Below are 20,589 nucleotides of genomic sequence, written 5' to 3'. Positions count from 1 at the left end.
GTCACTCCTTTCTGCTTTGATCCGGATTCTGTTTCTTATTTGTTAATCAATGATTCCAACCATACTTTTGTCTTTTTCACCATCGGTATTTCATAATAATACCACCAGTCGCTATTGCTTGTCTTAGCAGCAAGATGATTGGAATGGTTCTGGTCGGTAATATAGCCATCCGGTTGCTGCATGAATCGGGTTCTGGAATAAACATCTTCCAGATTCATCCTCATGGTTCGAAAATATTCACAGACCTCACCGATACGCCGCAAAGCCACTTTCCTACTGTTTTCATCTGCAGCGATGTCATAGGCATGAAGTGCCAGTATCAAGCGTACAGGAAAGTTGAGCAGATGATTGGTCTGCTCATACACCTCCAATGTATAGCGATTGCGCAAAGCATGCTGCTTGGCCGCTTCTATTCCTTTACAAATCACATCATATCGTTTTGCTTCCATTTCCGCTTGTGCTATCTTTTGCTGATAGGCACGACTCCATTGTCCGGGAGCATTTTTATCCGGCAGCGTAATCAAAGTGAATTTTGTTGTTCCCCATGCCGGGTTGCGCCTTCCTGCACTCACCAATGCCGCATCAAAGAAAAACGCTTCCTGCTCCATGTCATCCACAAAAGCCATACGTTTGTCTTCCGGGCGAAAGCCGAATTCCCGTTGGGCATGAGCTGTTTTAAATGCTTCCACAGAACGCGCCGTCGGATTCCAGCCATACTCCCCTTGCGCAATGTAGCCGCGCCATACGGTTTCAGAATGAGGTGACCCGTCATCCCATGTAGTAGCCAGAATTCCTTTTAGCTGATTTCGGGCCACCAATACGTTGAATCCCTTAATATTGCTTGCCAAAGAGCTGTCACGAGGCATAAAAGGAGAATCACCAAAGGCAACGGAAGTGGCTCCCATCACCTTCAGCCCCTTGTCATGATACCATTGCAAGATGCGTTGATGTCCCGGTTTAGTCGCGTCCCTATAATTCCATCTCATATATATGCACTCTTTAGGAAAGAGGCCTATTCCTTCATCAAGCTTCTCATTGTTCCATTTTGCCGCAACTTCTTCGGCAGATTCATTACCGTTTACCAAGTTCCATACACCGCCATACTTCAAAGGCATATCATCCCAAAAGATGGGAATACGGCCATGAGCCGTAGCAAAGTCGCACACTTTTCTCAGCCAGATCATTTGCAGCTCAAAAGGTGTCTTTCCCGTTGCTTTACAACGTTCGTCTATACCTATGGCGGTAATTTCATCTCCTCCCACATGCAAATATCTGCCGTATGGCATTGCTTCAATGGCATCCCGGTAAAGGTCGAATTGCAGTTCATATGTGCGGGGATCGGACGGACAAAATTCCCAATCACTGTCAGGATTCTCACGTAATTCCCAATGATGCTTCAATATAAATCCGGCATGTCCCAATCCTTGAACCAACGGACTTATCTCCACATTTCTCTCTCTGGCATAGCGGCACAAAGCCTGCATTTCTTGTTTGCTGATGGCATTGGAAGCGGCTATTTCCGGACGCCTTGTATATCGGAGTTTATCTTCCAGTTCCCAGATGACGGCATTAATTTTATAACGGGCAAGTTTATCTATCTCCCGATAATAATATTCCATGCGGTTCAGATGATGTTTGGAATCAAAGTGTACGGCACGATAGGAAATAGCCGGATAGTCAGTAATCTTCATGGATGGAATAAGTGCCTTAAAATCTCTGGCATCTTCCATCAACTGCTCCAAAGTTTGGCAACCGTAAAACAGACCCGTTACGGCTTTAGATGAAATTTGAACTCCATTATCATCAATCTTCAGAATATACCCTTCAGAAGATGCAGGAGTGTCTTTATCGGTCAGTTGAAGCCGAATCGGTTTTCCGGCCCGTGGACTGCGTGGAAGCCTGTCAAGCATTTCCCCTAATACGGGCACAGGAGCATCATTCAATGGCTGTATGTAAGACAATTTCAGATAGTCGATTCCCTTCCCCGAAGTAAGTTCTACGGACTGTGGTTGAGGAAGCAATAGAAACCTGCCATCCAATTCGTTAGAATAAAGCATATCAGTGAATAGCCATACACAAGCTAATACGAGGAATCTTTTCATGTTACTCATTGATTTAGATTATTAGGAAATACAAAACTACTCTTTTTATTTGTTAAATTCTTATTCGATTGCTTATTAGTTAATGCGATTATCTACTTTTGTATCATATTCATATACAAAACTCCATTCTGCCATGCTTCTGAAACTTTATGAAAAGAACAACAATCCCGCCGACCTGCAACAAATCATCAATCTGCTGAACGATGGGGGAATCATTATTTATCCCACAGATACCATGTATGCCATCGGCTGTCACGCCCTGAAAGAGCGTGCCATCGAACGTATCTGCCAACTGAAAGACATAGACCCGAAGAAAAACAATCTTTCCATCATCTGCTACGACCTGAGCAGTATCAGCGAATATGCCAAAGTGGATAACAACACCTTCAAACTGATGAAGCGCAACCTGCCCGGCGCTTTCACCTTTATTCTGAACGGAACCACACGTCTGCCCAAGATTTTCCGCAACCGCAAGGAGGTCGGCATCCGCATGCCCGACAGTTCAATTATCCGGGAAATAGCCCGTTTGCTGGATGCTCCCATCATGACCACCACACTGCCCTACGACGACAGCGAAGATATAGAGTACGCCACCGATCCGGAACTGATCAATGAAAAATTCGGCAATACCGTAGATTTAATAATCGATGGCGGCATCGGCGGTACTGAAGGCTCCACCATAGTGGACTGTACCAACGGAGAAACAGAAATAGTACGCCAGGGAAAAGGTTGGCTGGACGAAGGATAAAATCAAAAGAACCGGCAGCATTCATCACCGCAAATCCTTCTTCTTCAGCACAAATACCGGCAGGAAGAAGAAAATGCCGATGACGGACATCACCAGTCCTCCTATGGTTCCTGCTGCCAACGGAAACCAGAAAGCTTCCTTCTCCGTACCTATCATAAACGGGATAAAGCCCAGAATAGTAGAAACCACAGTCAGAAAGATGGGGATGACCTTTGAATTCCATGCTTTGGTATAGGCGCGGAGTGCAGAAAGACACCGATAGCGGCGGCGGATGCTGTTGTACTCGTTCAGTATATAGATGCTGGCATTGACCGTAATACCACACAGCAGGACAAACGAAGCAAAACCTCCCTGGTCGAAATTCAGGTGGAACCAGTAGAATGTGAGAAACACCCCTATGTAAGAAACCGGAATCACGAAAATAATGGCAAGCGGCTGCCTCAAAGAATTGAACAGAATGCTGGTCGTGAAAAAGATAATGGCAATCACCACCAACAGCAGCAGGTATTGCTTGTTATCTTTCTTGTTCCATCCCCACGCATCGTTGTCCGACTCTACGGTATAGCCCATCGGAAGCATCTTGCTGAACTCCTCCAGGTCACGCTTCTGTATCTTGCGTCCCATCTCATTAGAACCTATATACTCATATTGCAGGCAAAGGCGGTATTGCTGGCTCTCCTTGGCCACCTCCTGCGGCATTTGGCCTTTTTCCACCGCAGCCAGTTCGGAAAGCTTATAATGTTTGTCGGCATCCACACCGTAGGGGAAAAATTGCATAGCCCACACATCATAATCCTGCGACTGCCGGGAAGACAGTTTGATTTTCTCCGTTCCTTCCCCCGTCAACACCGATCCCACCTCCATATTCTTACCGAAAATAGGCTGCACGGCGGCAAACAACACTCTCGCGTCAACATCCTCCTGTGCCATGCGCTCTTTATCAAGGTTAAAGTAGAATTCCTGATAATCATCCTTCCACCATGAGAATTCCGAATTGATGAGCACTTCCTTGATACGGCGGTGAGTAAGCAACTGCGCCTTCAGTTTCTCCGCCCATTCGTAAAGCTCATCGTAATTATAGCCATACATCTTGATGCGATAGGAACCTGCATTCTCGCGTACATCGTTGCTGAATCCCTGATCCTGCAAGCCATAAATTCCCCAACTGCCTCCCCCCAAGACCAATGCCTTACTAATCATATTGGCCTTCAAGGTATAGGGGAAACCACTGTACTGATATTCCTTCTTGAAGTAAACATTGATGCTGGCACGACGGGGGCTGTAGATGGAAGCATGAAATTGCTTGATTTCTTTAAACTCGCTCAGGTAAGCTTCCATGCGCTTTATCAGTGTATTCATCTGCTCAAGAGTGCTCCCGTTTGGCAGATTGGCGTAGGCGGAAAGCACCACTTCTTCGTTGCGGGTAAAGTAGCTGCCTTCATAGACCTTCTGTACAAAAAGGCGCAGAGAACCACCCAAGGCTTTGTCAACAACAGGCTTCACGGACTCCTTGTAAACGGGAGAGCCGAATATCTTATTATAAAAAGCTTCCCATTTCCCCTCGCCTTCCAGCTTTTGGGGCAACAGGAAAACGGGCAGTCCGAAGCCGAAAAGCAATAGCAGACATACAGCCCAGCGCCAACGACAGAGGAAACGGATGAGCAGGGAATAAAACCGGGTGAAATAAACAGGAAAACGCCTGACAAAACGGTTCAAGCCCGTTCTGAATGCCCGTGCCCTTCCGAACAGAGTGAAACCGCGTTTCTTCCGTGTCTTTCTCACGGTGCGCTTCGCCAATCCTACTTTCTCTATCATGGCAGGTACAAAGAACAATGCCACCATCAATGAAACAGCCAGGTTGATGATTACAACTGCCGCGAAATCCTGCAAGTTGAGCCGAATCTTTTCGTCCAGAAAGAAGATGATGGCCAACGCTCCCATCGTAGTCAGGGTTGCCGCCAGCACCGACATGAAAGCTTTCAGGTTTCGACGGTGCAGAATATGGTCGGTCATGACAATCGTACTGTCTATCACCAGATTCAATGATACCGTAATGCCGGCCAAAGAGTAGAGTTGCATTTCCAGCCCGAAAAAATAATAAAAGATCAATGCCACCGCAATATTCACCGCAAGGCTCGTGACAATCAGGAAAAGATATTTCAGCTTACGGGTGATGAGCCAGACAAATGCCAGCAAAATGAGCACAGTCAATCCTGTACGAAAGTAAATCTTGTCAAGTTCTTCGCGGATATATTCAGTAGCATCATAACTGGTATGCACTTCATAACCGGCAGGAAGCACTTCTTCAATATTCTTCATCTCGTCCATTACCTCGCGGCTGAGTTTCAACTGATTGGCAGTTTCTTCCGCAGTAATGGAAAGGTATATGGAATTCAGCCCGTTGATGCGATAATAGCCCTGAGGCTCCTCCTCTACACGGGTGACGGTTACCAATTCATCCAGATACAACACTTTTCCATCGGCAGCCGTCACCGGAATGGCAGAAGGATCAAAACTACCGTTATCCGCTTCCGGCACTAAAGCAAGCCGTATCCATTGCTCTCCTCCTTTGCCGGTATCCACATTGTGAGTACCCAGAAACTCCTTCCGGTAATGACGCTGCACTGCCGCTTGAATGTCCGACAAAGTAACGCCCAACAGACGCAACTGTTCGCTGTCATACTCCAATCTCCATTCCATAGGAGTGGCTCCACTCAGTTCTATCTTGTAAATGCCCGGCAAACATGCCAGACGGGGCTTGATATATTCCTCCGCATACTGCTGAATCAATATCGGCGTAGAAGGTGCATTCAAAGTAAAAGACATGAATGGGCGGGACGCGTTCTCATCGGGCACTTTCATCCGGATGACGGGATAGCTGACCCCATCCGGCAACTGCGCCCATGTCTGGCGGACAACGGTAGAAGCCTCGAAACGCACGGCATCCACATCTGCATGCTTGTCCAGCTCCACAGTGATATTGCCAAAACCGTTTCCGGAAGTAGAATTCAGCTTCTTCACCCCCCGGATGCGTGCCAACATGGATTCCAGCTTGCTGGTTACCTCCATCTCTACCACACGAGATGACGTACCCGGCATCCTGAATACCACAGTAAATCCCGGCAGGCTGCGTGACGGATTCAACTTGACAGGCAATAGCGGTATCAATGCCATACCTACCAAAGCAAGACAGACAAACGTCACGATGACGGTGAAGGAAGAGGCAGATTTCATTTATCGTAATCAAATTTATCAGAAAGCGAGAAGCCCGATGCAAAGTCGTGCAATGTCAGTTTCCGTATTTTGTAATAGTTTTGCCAATAATTCTGCAAAGCGGAGATATAATTGCGCTGCGCTTCCTGCTGGCGGTTCAATGCAAGCGTCAGGCTATTGACATCCGCCTTGCCTATTATAAAGCGCTGGCGGGTTTCATTATATGCCAAAACAGACAAGTCGAGGGCTTCTTCGGCACTTGCCACCAAATCTTGCTGTACATTGAAATCGGCCACGGTCATAATCACCTCTTCCTCAATGCTGATTTCACTCTGGCGGGCAGAAGTCTTCACCACATTCAGATTATTTCTTGCCATATTGTACTTACCTTTACGCACCCCCCAGTCTATCAAAGGAATGGAAACACTGACCGATACCATTTCCTGCTGCATGGGATTCTTGTAAGCTTCACCAAGTTTCTCCGCCACCTGGTTAAAGCCGATGCTGGCATTGATGCTGGCATTGAAACGAGATTCTTTCTTGGTTTTGTCCACACTCTGCTCCGCTTCCAGGATATTCTGGCGGAGCCCTAAAAAGTCAGGATTATTGGCTTGTGCGGCAGCCAAAGCCTCATCTACCGAAATAGTCAATGTCTGAGGACTTCCCGGAAGTACGGCTCTGATCTCCGTGTTCTTTTCCAGATTCAGGAAGGAAGCCAAGGAGAACATGGCACGCTTCAATGCACTGGTCGCGTTCTGCAACGTATTGCGGGCATTGACCACATCCAGTTTCAGCGTCAGTAAGTCCGCACGGCTGATGGCGGCAATCTTCAGCCTCTGCATGCCGATACGATACAGCGTATCGGTAGAAACGGCATTTTCTTTTGCGAGGTCATATTCTGCCTGTGCCATAGCCAAGGCAAAGAAATAGGTGGTGGCTGTTTCAGATACTTTTTCGGCATTATAGATATACTCTTTCTTCACCTTCTCATACTTCAGCGGCTCTATTTTGCGCTCCCAACGAAAAGCATTATACCCCACCAGGCTCTGCGAATACCCCAACCGCACCGGTACACTGGTAAATTGAGTATATTTATTGCTTCCGAAGCTCCGCATATACCCAAGTTCAGTATCCAGATAGAAAGTACCTCCCGTCAGGTCAAAGTTTTGCCGAACGGCAAGATTGCCGTATGCATAAAAAGACTGCTGGCTGCGGTAAACATCCAAGTCCTGTTCGGAATCGTAACGTTTGGTGATATCACGGTTATACTGCGCCGGAGTCATATTCAAAGTCAGACTGGGCAAACGGTTAGCTTTAAAGGTGCGATATTCCCAATAACCGGACAAATACATGTTCTTGGTACGGAAAGCCTCCAAAGAACTGTCATTGGCCAATGCAATGGTTTGCTGCAAGTCGAGCGTAATGCGTTGTTGAGCATAAGCCGACATTATGTTCAGACCCACAAATAGTGCAAAAGCAATCTTTTTCATAATCATTTATTTTCTTGTGCGCAACGCGGAGACTCATCTATCCGCAGCACGCCTGTATATAAACCAATATATCAACGGTATAATGAACAAACTGACCAATGTACCTATAAACATCGCTCCAATCATGGCTATGGAAAGCGGTTTCTGCAATTCCGACCCCATATCAAAAGAGAACAGCAACGGAACCATGGCAAAAATCGTAGTCAGCGACGTCATTATAATAGGGCGCAGCCTTCTGCGTCCAGCCTCATGAATGGCTTCCAGCAACGGCATCCCATCTTTCCTCAATTCATTGATGGCATCCAGCTTCAGAATGGAGTCGTTGATGATGATGCCGCAGGTCACAATGAGACCGATGGCGGACATCAAATTCAACGTATGTCCGCAAATCCACAGCAGAAGCAAAGCGAAAGCAACATCTATCGGTATCTCCAGCAAAACGATCAATGGCTGCACGAAGCTCTCGAACTGCGCAGCTAAGATAAAATACATCAGCAAAACCGAGATGAACAGAATCACCACCAGTTCATCCAGCATCCTGCGATTGGAGAAAAAGCTTCCGGAAAAAGCCGTATCCCAATCTCCGGTTTCATCCACCGCCTGCTTCACATCTTCCATCAGAGGAAAAGCATCGCCCACATCATAAAAGCGGAAAGGTATATACTCCCCGTTGCGCCCTGCGGAAATCGTTTTCAAATCCTCCGCCGGACCTACTTTCACAAGGTTCCGCAACGGAACATACTCCACCTCTCCATTCTTGTCGGGCCGCGTCTGTATCAGCGTTTGTTGCAACACATCATTTACCGTCTTTTCCTCTCCCACAATGCTGATAGGCAAATATTGCTGGTAAGAGTGCAGCATCGCCACACTGTTTTCTTTAAAAGCGGTCTTCAACACCCTATACAGCTCATCATACGAAACATTGTACAACAAAAGCTCCTCTTGCTGAATACAAATGTTCAACTGGTTCTCAAAAGCAACTCCGGTGGGAGTTATGCCTGTCAGTTCAGAGAACCGATCCTCCAAATCCCTCAACTCTGCGGCAACCGGCGCTTTTTCCTTATTGCGGGCATAGAGTTCGGCAACAACATCTGCTTCCCCCGTCACAAACAGTTTCTCAAACACTGTTTCGGGCGGAGAAAAAGAGACAACCGCCAACGGATATTCCGCTTTCAACCTCTGATATACCTTTTGCTGCAAAGAAGAAATTTCCGCAGGAGTGGCAGTCTTGAAGTATAACTCCGCTTCCGAAGAAGACAGAGCCTGTTCACGGTTCAATAAATAATCCTGCTGGCCTACAGCCGCCGTCTGTTCAACAGTTCCGGTTTTCATTTCTCCGAATAAAGCGTTTACCCGATGGCGATTCTCATCCACATGGATATTTTCATTCCATTCCACACGGGCTATCAACTCATTCTGATCTATCTCCGGCATACGTTCCTTGCCAATAAAATAGAAAAGAAACACGCAAAGAGGTACGGAGACAATGCAGAAAAGCACACTGAACGTCTTATGGGCAAATACCCAATCAACACCCGCATCATAAAAGCGGTCCAGTGTATGTTCCTTCAAAGGATTATTGATGCGAATACGGGAGAACCACGACTTTCCGCGCATACCCGTGCGATAGACCAGCATATAGAGTACCGGCAACAGCATAATGCCGGTAAAATAGGATATAAGCAAACCCACCGTCACGGCAAAAGCCTGATCATAGAACAATGCCCCCGCAATGCCACTCATAAAAATCAACGGTACGAATACGGCAACCGTAGTAAGCGAGGAACTAAGCATAGGAGTGATAACCTCACTGGTTCCGGACACGCAAGCACGCCTCAGCGAATATCCACGCTCACGATATTGGGAGATATTCTCCGTTACAATGATACTGCTGTCAATCATCATGCCCAGCGCCAAAATCAAGCCGGACAAGGAAATGATGTTGAGCGACATCTTGAAAAGATAGAAAAAGAGAAAACAGATCACAATAGACACCACCATGCTCAGCCCGATGATGAAAGGAGATTTCACATCTCCCAAAAAGAGAACCGCCACAATGCAGATAAAGAGGAATCCCAATGAAAGATTTTGCTGCAAATTGGAAATCGTATAATCCAGCAGCTCCGTCTGATTACGGCTGATACTGAAATCGACATCCGGATATACCTTCCTGAAATAGTCCATAGTCTGACTGATGGCATCCTTCATATCATCCATATTTTCGTCTGCCTGCTTGATGACAGCCAAAGTAACCGCCCGTTTTCCATTACTCATAGACACTCCCTTTTCCCTGACGGGAACAATGCCTACCTTACAGAAATCCCCCAAACGGATAATACGTCCTTCCTTTCTCAGAAGAATGTTCTCCACATCCGTCTCAGTGCGCAGCAGGGTAGAGAACTTTATATTATATTCGTAATAACCATCGCGCACAGTCATACTGCCCGGTTCTACATTATTCTGTGCCAGAGCAGTTTCTATATCTTCAATGGAAAGTCCCAACACAGCCAGTTTGTCCGGATCGGGAACAATCTGCAACTGACGCTCCAGAAGTCCGGTCACATCAACCATTGCCACCTCCGTCAGTTGTTCAATGCGCCGTTTGATGACATTCTCCGCAAACTCACACAGATCCAGAAAAGCCCGTTCGTCAGTTTTACCATAGGCACTGTCACTTTTCAGGGTCAGGTTCAGATAGAAAACAGGAATATCCGTCGCACTTGCCTTCACCACTTTGGGACGATTGGCATCCTTGGGAAGATAATTCATGGCAGCATCTATCTTTTCGTTCACCTCAATGAAAGCAAGATCCGTATTGGTTCCATAGTCAAAGCTCAAACGGATAATGCCAGCACCGTCTCTCGTCTCACTGTTCATATCCTTCAGCTTTGCCACCTGAATAAGCTGCTGCCTCAGCGGTTTCACAATCGTATTTTCCAGTTCACGCGCCGAAGTGTTCTGAGCCGAAACCTGCACTGTAATTTCCGGAATAGCTATGTCGGGCAACAAGGAAACAGGCAAGGTGAAATAAGTCACCATACCGACAATGAAGCATGCCGTAAATGCCATCAGTACGGCGATTGGCCGTTGTATCAGAAACTTTACCATCTCTTATTTATTAATCTTAACCGGTGCTTCATCCGCCAGATTCACATTTCCTGTCACAATGACCGTATCCCCTTCTTCCAAGCATTCCCCCGAAGTATCTATCAAGCTGTAGCTTTCGGCATTCTCCAACCCGGTATGTACATAATTCCAATGCGCCTTGCCATCCTTCAAAGTAAACACCACCTGCTTTCCCGAACGCAACACAACAGCACTTTTCGGTATCACAAGCTGCTCTCCAAGAGAACGATGCACATTTATCCGTACATTCATACCGCTAAACAACTTTCCTTTTCCATTAACCGCAGCTTTCACCTTAACCATACCTTTATCATCAACCAAAGGATTGATCTGCGTGATACGCCCTTCATACCCGGAAGCAGCATCCGAATAAGGAGTTACCACTACTTTATCTCCATCCTTTATCAACGGGAGCTCACTTTCCAAAACCGTAAAGTCAGTCTCCATGCCCTGTGTACCAACAATAGTACAGAATGCTTCAGAAGTACTCGCCACATTGTAGGGCTTGGAAAACAGATTAGCTACCACCCCATCGAAAGGTGCAGTCAGAGTGGCGTGTTCTTCTTCATATTTGGCAAGTTCATATTGGGAAAGGCTCTGATCATAACCACTCTTTACCCTTGCCAATTTCATGATGTCTGCAGGTACTTCAGGGTGTTCACCTGCCGGATATCCCTGCCCTATCAATACATCCTGCAATTCAAGCTTCGCTTTTTCCAGAGCATCCTTAGCTTGTGCCGTCTTGTTGGTCAGACGAAATTTATCCAGTTCTGCCAACTTCTGCCCTTTATGCACACGATCACCGTTCTTTACATAAACATGAGCGATGACCCCTGCCGTTTCAAAGCGCAAGTCAGCCTGCCCGCCGGCCGTTATCTTTCCGTTACTCACCAACTCATGATCAAAAGGTTGCCGTTTCAGCACCTGCACGGTCACTTCATTGTTATCACCCGGCAATGCGGTAGTCACTCCTTCCTCGGCGCCATCTTCTTTCTTAGTACCGGAACATGCTGCCAACAAAGCAACAGTAATATACAGCAAGTATCGACAATTCAGTGTCTTCATATCTATATTTATTGATTAACAAAATCTTCGGTATTCATAATATGATTACAAATAAACGGAAATATTCACCTTTAAACCAATCCGCATTGTTAATTTACTAAAAATTCGTAAATATTTCTATCCTTTTCACTTCTTCCCTCATCTGCCGGATTGCCGAAGAATCCACTTTGGGTCGTTTCGTCAAAACAATCCGTTTCATAGCCTCCAACTTTTCCGGTTGCCGGAAGTCCGGTTCCGCATAAAGTTTCGCCAACAGATAATAAGGATAAATACGTCCCGGCAAACGGTGGGTGGAACGGATAAACCAATCTTCCGCCAACGAATACTCACCCGCCAATTGGCAGTTCTTTCCTATGACGTTCAGAATCATCGGGTCGCAACTCCACCTCATGGCTTCCTTCAGGATGCGGTTGGAAGCTTCAAACTTCCGCAACTTATGCAATCCGTGACCATACTCAAACAAGAAAGCAGCCCGGTCCTTCAGCAAAGGATAAAGGCCTTTGTAACTTCGCTCGGCAGCTTCATACGCCCCCGCATTGTACAGCACTCTTGCATTCATCCACTCCTTGCAGGCATGCTCCGTTTTCAAGTCTCTGTCCAAACGAAAGCCACCGGCTGCTCCCGTCAACACAGCCAAACATATCCACTCCAAGCGACTGTTTCCCAAGACACATGCCGGCAGTAACGCACCAAGCATGACGACAAATGCCGGAAGTTGCAACGGATAAGAAAAGAAAGAGAATATCATCAAAGAGAAAATAGCCCCACAGATCCCGAAACGTTTTTTCAGCATGCCGATATACAGGCAAATTCCTATACCCGCCAATACACAAATACTTAAAGGAATTCCTATTTCCACCGCCATCTGCAAGTATTCATTAAAGGCATACTCCGGACTTCCCGCAACATGCTCTTCCCATGCCTCATAGTCACCCGCCGCAAAATAAGCTTCTTGCGCATTGCCGTATGCCGTGGCAAAACTTCCGACGCCATGCCCCGCCACAGGTCTTTCAGCAACAGCCCGACAAGACATCTTCCACATGAACAACCTCCCACGTGCCGAGTCGGGTTTCAAAGTAAACAGCAAGACACCAGCGAGCACCATGATTCCCATCGCCACCACCGCAACCACAACCAGACGTTTCCTACTGAGCCTCCACATCCTCTGCAAATGTTTCCACCACCCGGCATGGCAGGCATACACCCACAAACAAGAGGCTCCTGCCGCCAACCAGGCCGAACGGCTCATACCTGCAGGCAACACGCAAAGAATAAGCACCATCACGCCACCGGAAAACATACGTTCCCATCTTTTCCCATCGGTCAGCATCCATCGGTGCAGACAGACGGGAAGTGCCATTGCCAGATATCCCGAATAAGGGCCCGGATTGAAAAAACTGCCTGTCAAGGCAAAAAGTGAATGATTGGAAGCAGCAAAGCCGTAAAGCTGGCGTATTCCTAAAATCGCCTCAACACCACCGAGAATCATCAATGAAAAAGAGACTGCCGAAGAAAAAGACAAGAGCTTACCTCTCGTGGGCAACAGCAATGATGCCGAAATACAGACAACAGCCGCCAAAGCAGCCTTATCAAACCACACCCACCGCCCTACGGCTTCACCCGGCAAAAGTGCAGAATCGGTCACACAAACAAGAGAAAGCATACCTAATGTAACGCCAAACACCAGTGTATCCATGCCATATTTCAAGTAATCAATCTTCATGATATATCCTCTATTTTAACCGATGTCTTTTTCACAACCAAATCACCTCCCCATCTTCATAAATAAACGGACGTCCCTTTATTTCCATTCCACGGGGATGACGCACCAGCAGCAAAGCATTGCACGGCACACCATCCATCCGCAACACTCCCGGCCCCTTGTGCCTTCCTAACATCCGCCAGCCATCCTGCCAAAAGCACAATTCATATTCCCGGTCATCCCTGTAATCCGTTTCCAAATAAGGACAGAAACGGACAGCCGCAAGCAGACAGTCACGTCCCAAATCAAAATCTATATACCCACAAGATATCTCATTCTTGTAGCCGGTAGCAGACACACCATCTAACAGATAATCCGGCTTTTCTCCCTCCCTATTCTCCGGTAAAGCCCCCATCACCCGCACACCTTGTACCTTAGCCGTACCGCCATCCTCTGTATCCCGATAAAACTCCAAGCGTCCCAAAGCCACCCTGCCATAAGGAAGCTTCATCCTTACATAGCGCACTTCACGTCCACCATTTACAGCCACCCACTTCGAGCCATTTTCCAGATCAGTGGGAAACACGCAAATTCTGCGTCTGAAACTGTCATTCTCACGCCATCCTTCAAGCATTGTTCCCGCCACGTCTGCATAGTCCTTTTTCCAGTTATCCAGATAGGCATATACACTGGCGCCGTCAGGACGGCATACCGCTATACTCTGCTTCTTCCCGTCGGGCATCAATGGGCGCATGCTGCCATCGGGCTTCAGCCAAAACGGATTCCCCGCCACTTGCATTATTCCTCCCTTGCAATACATGGGCATATACACTACCCCTTTGCCCATACCAGGAAAAACGACTTTCCCCTTCTCTATCCTTCCCCACTGCACCGGTTTCCATTCGCCATAATCCACCACACAAAGATAGGCATAACGCGTGCCTTCGGGAACAGGGTCAAGCCTGACCGATACGTTTACTGTATCAAAATACTCATGAGACACATCTTTGCGACGCACATTCCTGAAGAATTCGGGAATATCCTCTCCGGGCACATCCCGGTCGGCCAAAGGGCCTTCCGGATATCGGCGGAAGGTGTGCCGATAGACTTTGGGCAAACGAAAACGTCCCCAATACTCATCATTGTCCCTGTTGTTGTATATCCGTTTATACTTCCAGCGGTCAGTGTCCCAGTAAGATTCAAAAGCGTATGACTTTCCATTCATAACCAGTACGTTCCAGGTGTGAGAACTGTTACGATTGCCCCACACCGGCACATAGTCGATAGCTACGGTCATCCCCAAAGAAGAAAGCAGAAGCGAATTGTACCAGCAGCGCTGTTCGCACAGCCCATGCCGAAGTTTCTCGTACGAGCCCGCAGTCAGGACAGGAATACGAGTACCATAGAAATTGGAATGGGTGATATGACGATACCTATACAGCAAAGAATCCATCTCATCTATCATATCATTGCCGGAGTGGGTAAAAAACTGCCCCTTATGCCTGTCATGAAAAACCCGGCGCATGCTGTCTATCACCAGCCCGTTTTTTCTGCGGTAAGGCAGTATATATTCGCAGAAGTCATCGAAAGAGCAATCACGGGTATAGACATTCTCACGCCATGCCTCGAAAGCCAAGTCTATCTCCGCTATCAAATGGTCGGCACTGACTGTAAGCAAGTCCATTCTGCGAGTTCCATACCTCACGACCGCATGCCGACCTTCAAAATTCTGCCATAAGCTATCCACTGCATCCCCCCACTCGCGGAAACGGCTGTAAGAGCCTGCACGCAGCAAGGAGTCGTAGCCATGCACCTGCAACAAAGAGTCATATTGTTCATAAAAAGGAGCGCATGTACTAACCACGGCAGGATCAGCACCGAAAGCGCCCGGCATGTTCTCTATCAAGAAGCAGGCAGCCTCGTATTTCAGAGAATCCCCCTTATAATGGTCAAGCACCTTCTGCAACTCCGCCCTGTTGTCTCCCGAAAGTTCAAGCACCTGCTCCATCCTACGGTCGGCATGGCAAGCCACGAAGCAAATAACGACAGAAAGGATTCCTATAAATTTCTGTATTCTCATAATATATGTTTAAATACCCGTTTCCTTGGTACTACTATTCAATTTGCAAACTATTTCGTATAATACTTTATCAAGATAGAGCGCAAATATTCATCTGTTAACTTCGAATCTTCCTTTTGAGGTATAAACATATTATTTATTCTCTTATCATTCGAAGTATAAATAAACAAATATGGCATTCCTATATCAACAAAAATAGAATCTGCCATCCTATCCATATTATAGATTTCAAAAGAAACTTTATTCATTTTCTTAAATTGTCTAATATAATTAGAACTTTTAGAAGTAGTCAGCAAAATTATATTATTTAGCCCTATCAAGTCCTTGTAAGCATTTAATCTTGCAATAATGCTATCTATACAAACATTACAATGCATTTCAGAATAACGTAGAATCAGCATGTTATTTTTAATCACATCCGGCAAATTCAACTTATGCTTCTCCATATCCATAACCACCATATTAGTTGGAATTATCTTGCCATTTAAAAACAATTCAGTAATTCGACATTCTTTCATTCCGTTTAAATAGCCGATCTGTCTGCCCGATTCCTCATTCAGTCGATATAAAAATGTCTGAATTTTATGCGCCTTCTTACATTGTAAGTATGTATAAACATTACAGAACATAAGAACTGAAATAAGTACAAAAATAATAATGTATTCCTTCTTTCTCATTCTGTCACATCTTTAAAGTGCCATCTAAACAGTACTGGATTTGAATCATCATTCAATCCTTCCGCTACTCTATCCATCTTATCTCTATAATAATCATTTTTACAATTTTTCCTTATAGAGATCCAATTGGATAACAAAATATCCGCATTCAAGAATGTATAAAGAGTGTTATCAGATGTCGTACAGAAATTATAGAAAGACATATTTCCAAGAAATCCTATTACCAGCCACTTGCCTACATTGACCTTTAGATTCTGCTTATTAAAAATAAAATATTTAAAACCATCATCTATATAATATCCTAACAAATATTTTCGAGAATTCTGCATATATTCCCACCCCTTCAAAAACTTATTTTCATGAACATATCTATACAACTGATTCTTATCCACATTCAATTTTTCGGGTAAATTTCTTTCTGTAAAAGATATTACATAAGAAGGGAAAATTTCATCTTTCTTTACAGTATAAATAGTATCATTCAAAGGATAGATAAGCATGGCTTCATCATCACATTTGCTTGCATATCTCTTTAAGCCAAAAGTGGATTTTTCAGTATCTTTCTCTTTGAAAGGAAGTTTCTTGCCCAATATCTTGGCAGTATTAAGATTGAATTCAAAAAGATTATAATTACCATACGATGATTCGATATTATTGGAAACCAACGACATGCAATCTCCAAAAGAAATCATTTCCCAATGAAAAACATTGTAAGGCACTTCACGATATGAAGTGCTGTATAAATCATATATAATATAGTTTTTTTTATATCTATCCTGAACAACAACCGAATCTCCTTTGAAAGAGAAATCACCCAAAGAGACATATTCACCGGGGGCTGCTCCCTGTTTGCCAATGCTTTTCAGATATCTCCCGTTGGAGGTGAACACCAAAATTTTCTTATTTACTCTATCAGATACAAATATCATATCTTTATAATATTCAAGATGATCTATTTCGGAAATCAAGCATTCATCCCTTGTTTCCAAAGCAATTACATCCAATGAATCACTAAGGATCTCTGATAAGTCCAACTGATTATCAATTACTTGAGGATTTATCACAATTTTCTCTATTTCTTTAAAAGAGTCCTTCTCTTCACTTACCGGACGACAGGCCCAAAAGGTACAAAATATCAACAACAGAAACAGACTTTTCATAATTCAAAATAATTTAATTTATAATATATGTTTAAATACCCGTTTCCATCTTACTTTTCCACTTTCCGGTTCCACCGATTTCCAAACCATCCATGCACGCCCCACGATGAAGGATTCGGGCAACAGCCCCCAATAGCGGGAGTCTTGTGAATTCCCCGCCTTGTCACCCGCCACGAAATAATAGTTCTCACGAAAACGATATTCATGTATCACACTGTCATTCAGCAACACATTTCCTGTTCCGTCTATCCGCAACCGACTTTTCTGTTCCCAACCTACCAACTGCCTGTATAGCAGCCATGCCAAGCTATCCATCTTTACTATCTGTCCCTTGGCAGGAACAGGTAGCGGGCCAAACTCTTTCACTGTCCATCCCAATCGTTGGTTCCAAGGAAAAGTATTCATCACCATACCTGTGACACCACTGTCCGGCAACAGTGCAATATCCTTTTGGGCAGACAGACAACCTACCCCCTCATCGTATCCGGAAACTTTATAATATCCTTTCCTTATCTCCAGCGTGTCACCCGGAACTGCCACACAACGCTTCACGTAATATTTCATCACATCAAAAGCGACGCTATCCCAACGCTGCGGCTGATAAGGGAAATTGAACACAAGCACATCATTCCGTCTGAATTTCCTCCAGCCCGGCACACGGTGTATGTCCACCTCTTTCCGATCTACGGCGTCAAAGACATTGAACAAACGTGCACCGCCCGAACACTTGTCCACAAGTATGCAGTCACCGGGAAACAGAGAAGGCTGCATGGAATCCGAAGGTATTTTAAATGAAGTCACAACAAATACCTGCAATACCATCAATATCACAATAACCAGACATAAATAAAATAACATATCTGTAATTCTGTTCAGCCACTTTGATAGTTGTTTGTCCTCCTTCATTGACAGCTATTTACTTTGCATTTCCGCTAATCTTCAATATTATGGGAGAAGATACGGCATTGCAATACACGGTTATGGTCTTGTTGAAATGTTCAGGATGCTCGGCCTTGTAAGTCACTTCCAAAGCTATATCCCTACCAAGAAGCACAGGCTCCGGAGAATAAGATACGGAAGTACAGCCGCAAGAAGTAACCACATCCTGTATCACCAAAGGCTTATCTCCGGTGTTTCTCAATGTAAAGGATGCTTTCTGTTCCTTATGCCAGTCAAAACGACCTAACGATAAAGAAGCATTATCTATACCCACTTCTGTTTTTATAACCTTGCTTTTGTCCCCTTGTCTAACTTCATCACCTCGAATAATCTTCAAATACAGTTCTTTCACTTTAGGATTATGAATAGGATTACCGAGAGCAAGAACTTTATTATCCCTGTCAAGCAAGAAAGTCTGAAAGCGGTCATCCTTAGGGAATTCATTCAAAAGATTAAAAGAATCTTTTTTATCAATGCATACTGGATATGAAAAATGAGCTCGCCTCAACAAATTGATGATTCGCTCTTGATCATCACTTTTAGGATTAAAAATGAATAAACATGGAACAGTTTTATTAGAAATAGAATCCAATTCTAATATAAAATTAGTCCATTCTGGCAAATTCATTTTACAACTCATGCAGCCTATGGAGTCAAGATATGTAAATATTGCATATTGTGGAATTTCAACTTTATTATAACTAATTACTGAATCTTCCAAATACACATCCAATATAAACTCTTGGGGAAATATGAGTTCTTTCCCACTCCATTCTTTTGTCAAATTTACAATATTCTTCCGTTCTGAAATAGAGCACGAATACAAAAAAAGCGAACATAGCAACAGATATAAACTTTTCATTTCCGTAAACAATATTTTAGGATTACTGGATTATCATCTTCTTGAATGTTTTTTATAGAACCCTTTGTTTTTCCAACTAATAACTTTTCGGCTATTAAATATTCCAACCAATTTTGCTCGGCAGCTACATATAGAAAATCATTATCTATAAAAGTTGGGGGCAACAGAACTTTGCCATCACGGAACATACATGAATAAAAGTTAGATTGTTTCGAATCCTTTTTGTACAGAAGTAAATATTGCTTTTCATGATACATAATAAAGGTAAATAAGAAATTCATATTTTCTCCTCGATAAATAGGGAAGGCATATTTTTCACTTCCCTTAATGATGTCTTCAAACATGGAGGCGTGAGGCTCAATTTCTCCAAAAGGGAAAGAACGGCTTCCAAAATCATAACGAATTATCTCTTCAATACAACCCTCATTTTTGTCTATCTTGTATATTTTGTCATTAGGATAAGGAAAAGAGAAAAAAACATTTTCCTCAAACTCATAAAAAGAATATGGTTGAGTAGTACCAACCTTCAAAGAAGGGATTGAAATATAACCTTCTGTACTTTCAATTATGCGATTCTGCTTGAAAGAATAAATCTTTATTGCATCATTCGTATTGGATGACAGAGGGCTATAAAAAGCGTATAACTCATCGTTCAGGCGTTTAAAAGTGATAATTGGGTATAATGTTTTTGGTATATCTATTTCGTCTAAAAAATTGAATCTATCATCATATTTCCTGATTTTATAAGCTGATACGTCTAAAATTTCGATACAATTATCCTTAGAAATATCGAAATCAACTATGCAATAATATTCGCCAGGACCACTACCTTGCCTATTTTTACTACTCCTCAAGAAAGTTCCATCTGCATTAAAGATAAATATACAATTCGCTTTTCGATCCAGTATATAATATTTCCCTCCAAAGAAAAACATTTTGTCACATCTACTGAATAGCGATGCGGTCGAACTTTCTAAAGGTGTAACTTCGATAGAAGAAAAAAGTGTTTCTATATCCAACTGTTCAGGATTATCCGGATTGACGGTAATACAAACAGCATCGGCACTGATATCATGATTATGCCTGTTTGCACATCCGCATAAGCAGAAAAAAAGGAACAGATAACAAAATATAACTTTATACATACCAATTATATATTTAAAATTTTACATCTAAGAATGTGGTAAGAACACATTGTATTTAATGCCAATAGTGTCCAAAGAGGTTGACTAAAAAGAAGAACATCTTACAGACCATTCGTTCTACAAGTAGCTGAACAGCAAAAGAACACTTTTAGCCAACCTCTATTGTCTATTTATTGACTTCGCATCCACTAAGTCTTAAATGAATGATAAGAGAGAATATGTTTCCTTTGAAAAAACAAGTAAAATGAAACGACATCTCCTCAGAATAGTGATCTAATGT

At 44.1% G+C, this 20,589-nt stretch carries 13 protein-coding genes; 1 reads left to right on the top strand and 12 read right to left on the bottom strand.

The genetic code is table 11. The annotated features are described in order from the left end of the window. Positions 1 to 35: 35 nt before the first annotated feature. A complete protein-coding gene (locus BACHE_RS06810; protein WP_013546958.1) occupies positions 36 to 2,102 on the bottom strand; it encodes a family 20 glycosylhydrolase in 2,067 nt (688 codons plus the stop codon). Between the two features lie 133 nt (positions 2,103 to 2,235). Here BACHE_RS06810 and BACHE_RS06805 point away from each other — a divergent pair, with 133 nt between their 5' ends. Continuing rightward, on the top strand, positions 2,236 to 2,850 hold the full coding sequence (locus BACHE_RS06805; protein WP_013546957.1) for an L-threonylcarbamoyladenylate synthase: 615 nt from the start codon (positions 2,236 to 2,238) through the stop codon (positions 2,848 to 2,850). Between the two features lie 24 nt (positions 2,851 to 2,874). Here BACHE_RS06805 and BACHE_RS06800 read toward each other — a convergent pair whose 3' ends face one another. The 11 genes from BACHE_RS06800 to BACHE_RS06750 all read right to left on the bottom strand — a co-directional run bounded on the left by BACHE_RS06800 (position 2,875) and on the right by BACHE_RS06750 (position 20,309). Continuing rightward, complete coding sequence (locus tag BACHE_RS06800; RefSeq protein ID WP_013546956.1) at positions 2,875 to 6,084, bottom strand: efflux RND transporter permease subunit; 3,210 nt, start codon at positions 6,082 to 6,084, stop codon at positions 2,875 to 2,877. After that, complete coding sequence (locus tag BACHE_RS06795; protein WP_013546955.1) at positions 6,081 to 7,553, bottom strand: TolC family protein; 1,473 nt, start codon at positions 7,551 to 7,553, stop codon at positions 6,081 to 6,083. Before BACHE_RS06795 ends, BACHE_RS06800 begins: the two co-directional genes overlap by 4 nt. Positions 7,554 to 7,586: 33 nt before the next feature. After that, a complete protein-coding gene (locus BACHE_RS06790; protein WP_013546954.1) occupies positions 7,587 to 10,661 on the bottom strand; it encodes an efflux RND transporter permease subunit in 3,075 nt (1,024 codons plus the stop codon). A 3-nt stretch (positions 10,662 to 10,664) separates the two neighbouring features. Further along, complete coding sequence (locus BACHE_RS06785; protein ID WP_013546953.1) at positions 10,665 to 11,744, bottom strand: efflux RND transporter periplasmic adaptor subunit; 1,080 nt, start codon at positions 11,742 to 11,744, stop codon at positions 10,665 to 10,667. A 97-nt stretch (positions 11,745 to 11,841) separates the two neighbouring features. After that, positions 11,842 to 13,467 (bottom strand): O-antigen ligase family protein, encoded by a 1,626-nt coding sequence (locus tag BACHE_RS06780; RefSeq protein WP_013546952.1) that lies wholly within the window; start codon positions 13,465 to 13,467, stop codon positions 11,842 to 11,844. A 31-nt stretch (positions 13,468 to 13,498) separates the two neighbouring features. Continuing rightward, the gene (locus tag BACHE_RS06775) at positions 13,499 to 15,526 is read right to left on the bottom strand and encodes a hypothetical protein (RefSeq protein WP_013546951.1); all 2,028 of its coding nucleotides are present in this window, start codon (positions 15,524 to 15,526) and stop codon (positions 13,499 to 13,501) included. A 50-nt stretch (positions 15,527 to 15,576) separates the two neighbouring features. Further along, complete coding sequence (locus tag BACHE_RS06770; protein WP_013546950.1) at positions 15,577 to 16,203, bottom strand: hypothetical protein; 627 nt, start codon at positions 16,201 to 16,203, stop codon at positions 15,577 to 15,579. Then, on the bottom strand, positions 16,200 to 17,363 hold the full coding sequence (locus BACHE_RS06765) for a 6-bladed beta-propeller (RefSeq protein WP_013546949.1): 1,164 nt from the start codon (positions 17,361 to 17,363) through the stop codon (positions 16,200 to 16,202). The genes BACHE_RS06770 and BACHE_RS06765 overlap by 4 nt, the downstream gene beginning before the upstream one ends. Positions 17,364 to 17,381: 18 nt before the next feature. After that, positions 17,382 to 18,269 carry a signal peptidase I gene (gene lepB, locus BACHE_RS06760; RefSeq protein WP_013546948.1) on the bottom strand — a complete coding sequence of 296 codons (888 nt, stop codon included), beginning with the start codon at positions 18,267 to 18,269 and terminating at the stop codon, positions 17,382 to 17,384. A 10-nt stretch (positions 18,270 to 18,279) separates the two neighbouring features. Further along, a complete protein-coding gene (locus BACHE_RS06755) occupies positions 18,280 to 19,164 on the bottom strand; it encodes a DUF1573 domain-containing protein (RefSeq protein WP_013546947.1) in 885 nt (294 codons plus the stop codon). Next, positions 19,161 to 20,309 (bottom strand): 6-bladed beta-propeller, encoded by a 1,149-nt coding sequence (locus tag BACHE_RS06750; protein ID WP_013546946.1) that lies wholly within the window; start codon positions 20,307 to 20,309, stop codon positions 19,161 to 19,163. Before BACHE_RS06750 ends, BACHE_RS06755 begins: the two co-directional genes overlap by 4 nt. Positions 20,310 to 20,589: the final 280 nt, after the last annotated feature.

Source organism: Bacteroides helcogenes P 36-108 (assembly GCF_000186225.1).
In the GTDB taxonomy this organism is placed as follows: domain Bacteria; phylum Bacteroidota; class Bacteroidia; order Bacteroidales; family Bacteroidaceae; genus Bacteroides; species Bacteroides helcogenes.
This window is presented reverse-complemented; position numbering and strand designations above follow the sequence as displayed.

Bases quoted from the DNA above. Each gene is read 5' to 3' on its own strand.
- BACHE_RS06785 (WP_013546953.1), bottom strand. From the start codon at position 11,744: ATGAAGACACTGAATTGTCGATACTTGCTGTATATTACTGTTGCTTTG.
- BACHE_RS06800 (WP_013546956.1), bottom strand. From the start codon at position 6,084: ATGAAATCTGCCTCTTCCTTCACCGTCATCGTGACGTTTGTCTGTCTT.
- BACHE_RS06810 (WP_013546958.1), bottom strand. From the start codon at position 2,102: ATGAAAAGATTCCTCGTATTAGCTTGTGTATGGCTATTCACTGATATG.
- BACHE_RS06780 (WP_013546952.1), bottom strand. From the start codon at position 13,467: ATGAAGATTGATTACTTGAAATATGGCATGGATACACTGGTGTTTGGC.
- BACHE_RS06765 (WP_013546949.1), bottom strand. From the start codon at position 17,363: ATGAAAAGTCTGTTTCTGTTGTTGATATTTTGTACCTTTTGGGCCTGT.
- BACHE_RS06795 (WP_013546955.1), bottom strand. From the start codon at position 7,553: ATGAAAAAGATTGCTTTTGCACTATTTGTGGGTCTGAACATAATGTCG.
- BACHE_RS06750 (WP_013546946.1), bottom strand. From the start codon at position 20,309: ATGTATAAAGTTATATTTTGTTATCTGTTCCTTTTTTTCTGCTTATGC.
- BACHE_RS06805 (WP_013546957.1), top strand. From the start codon at position 2,236: ATGCTTCTGAAACTTTATGAAAAGAACAACAATCCCGCCGACCTGCAA.
- BACHE_RS06770 (WP_013546950.1), bottom strand. From the start codon at position 16,203: ATGAGAAAGAAGGAATACATTATTATTTTTGTACTTATTTCAGTTCTT.
- BACHE_RS06755 (WP_013546947.1), bottom strand. From the start codon at position 19,164: ATGAAAAGTTTATATCTGTTGCTATGTTCGCTTTTTTTGTATTCGTGC.
- BACHE_RS06775 (WP_013546951.1), bottom strand. From the start codon at position 15,526: ATGAGAATACAGAAATTTATAGGAATCCTTTCTGTCGTTATTTGCTTC.
- lepB (WP_013546948.1), bottom strand. From the start codon at position 18,269: ATGAAGGAGGACAAACAACTATCAAAGTGGCTGAACAGAATTACAGAT.
- BACHE_RS06790 (WP_013546954.1), bottom strand. From the start codon at position 10,661: ATGGTAAAGTTTCTGATACAACGGCCAATCGCCGTACTGATGGCATTT.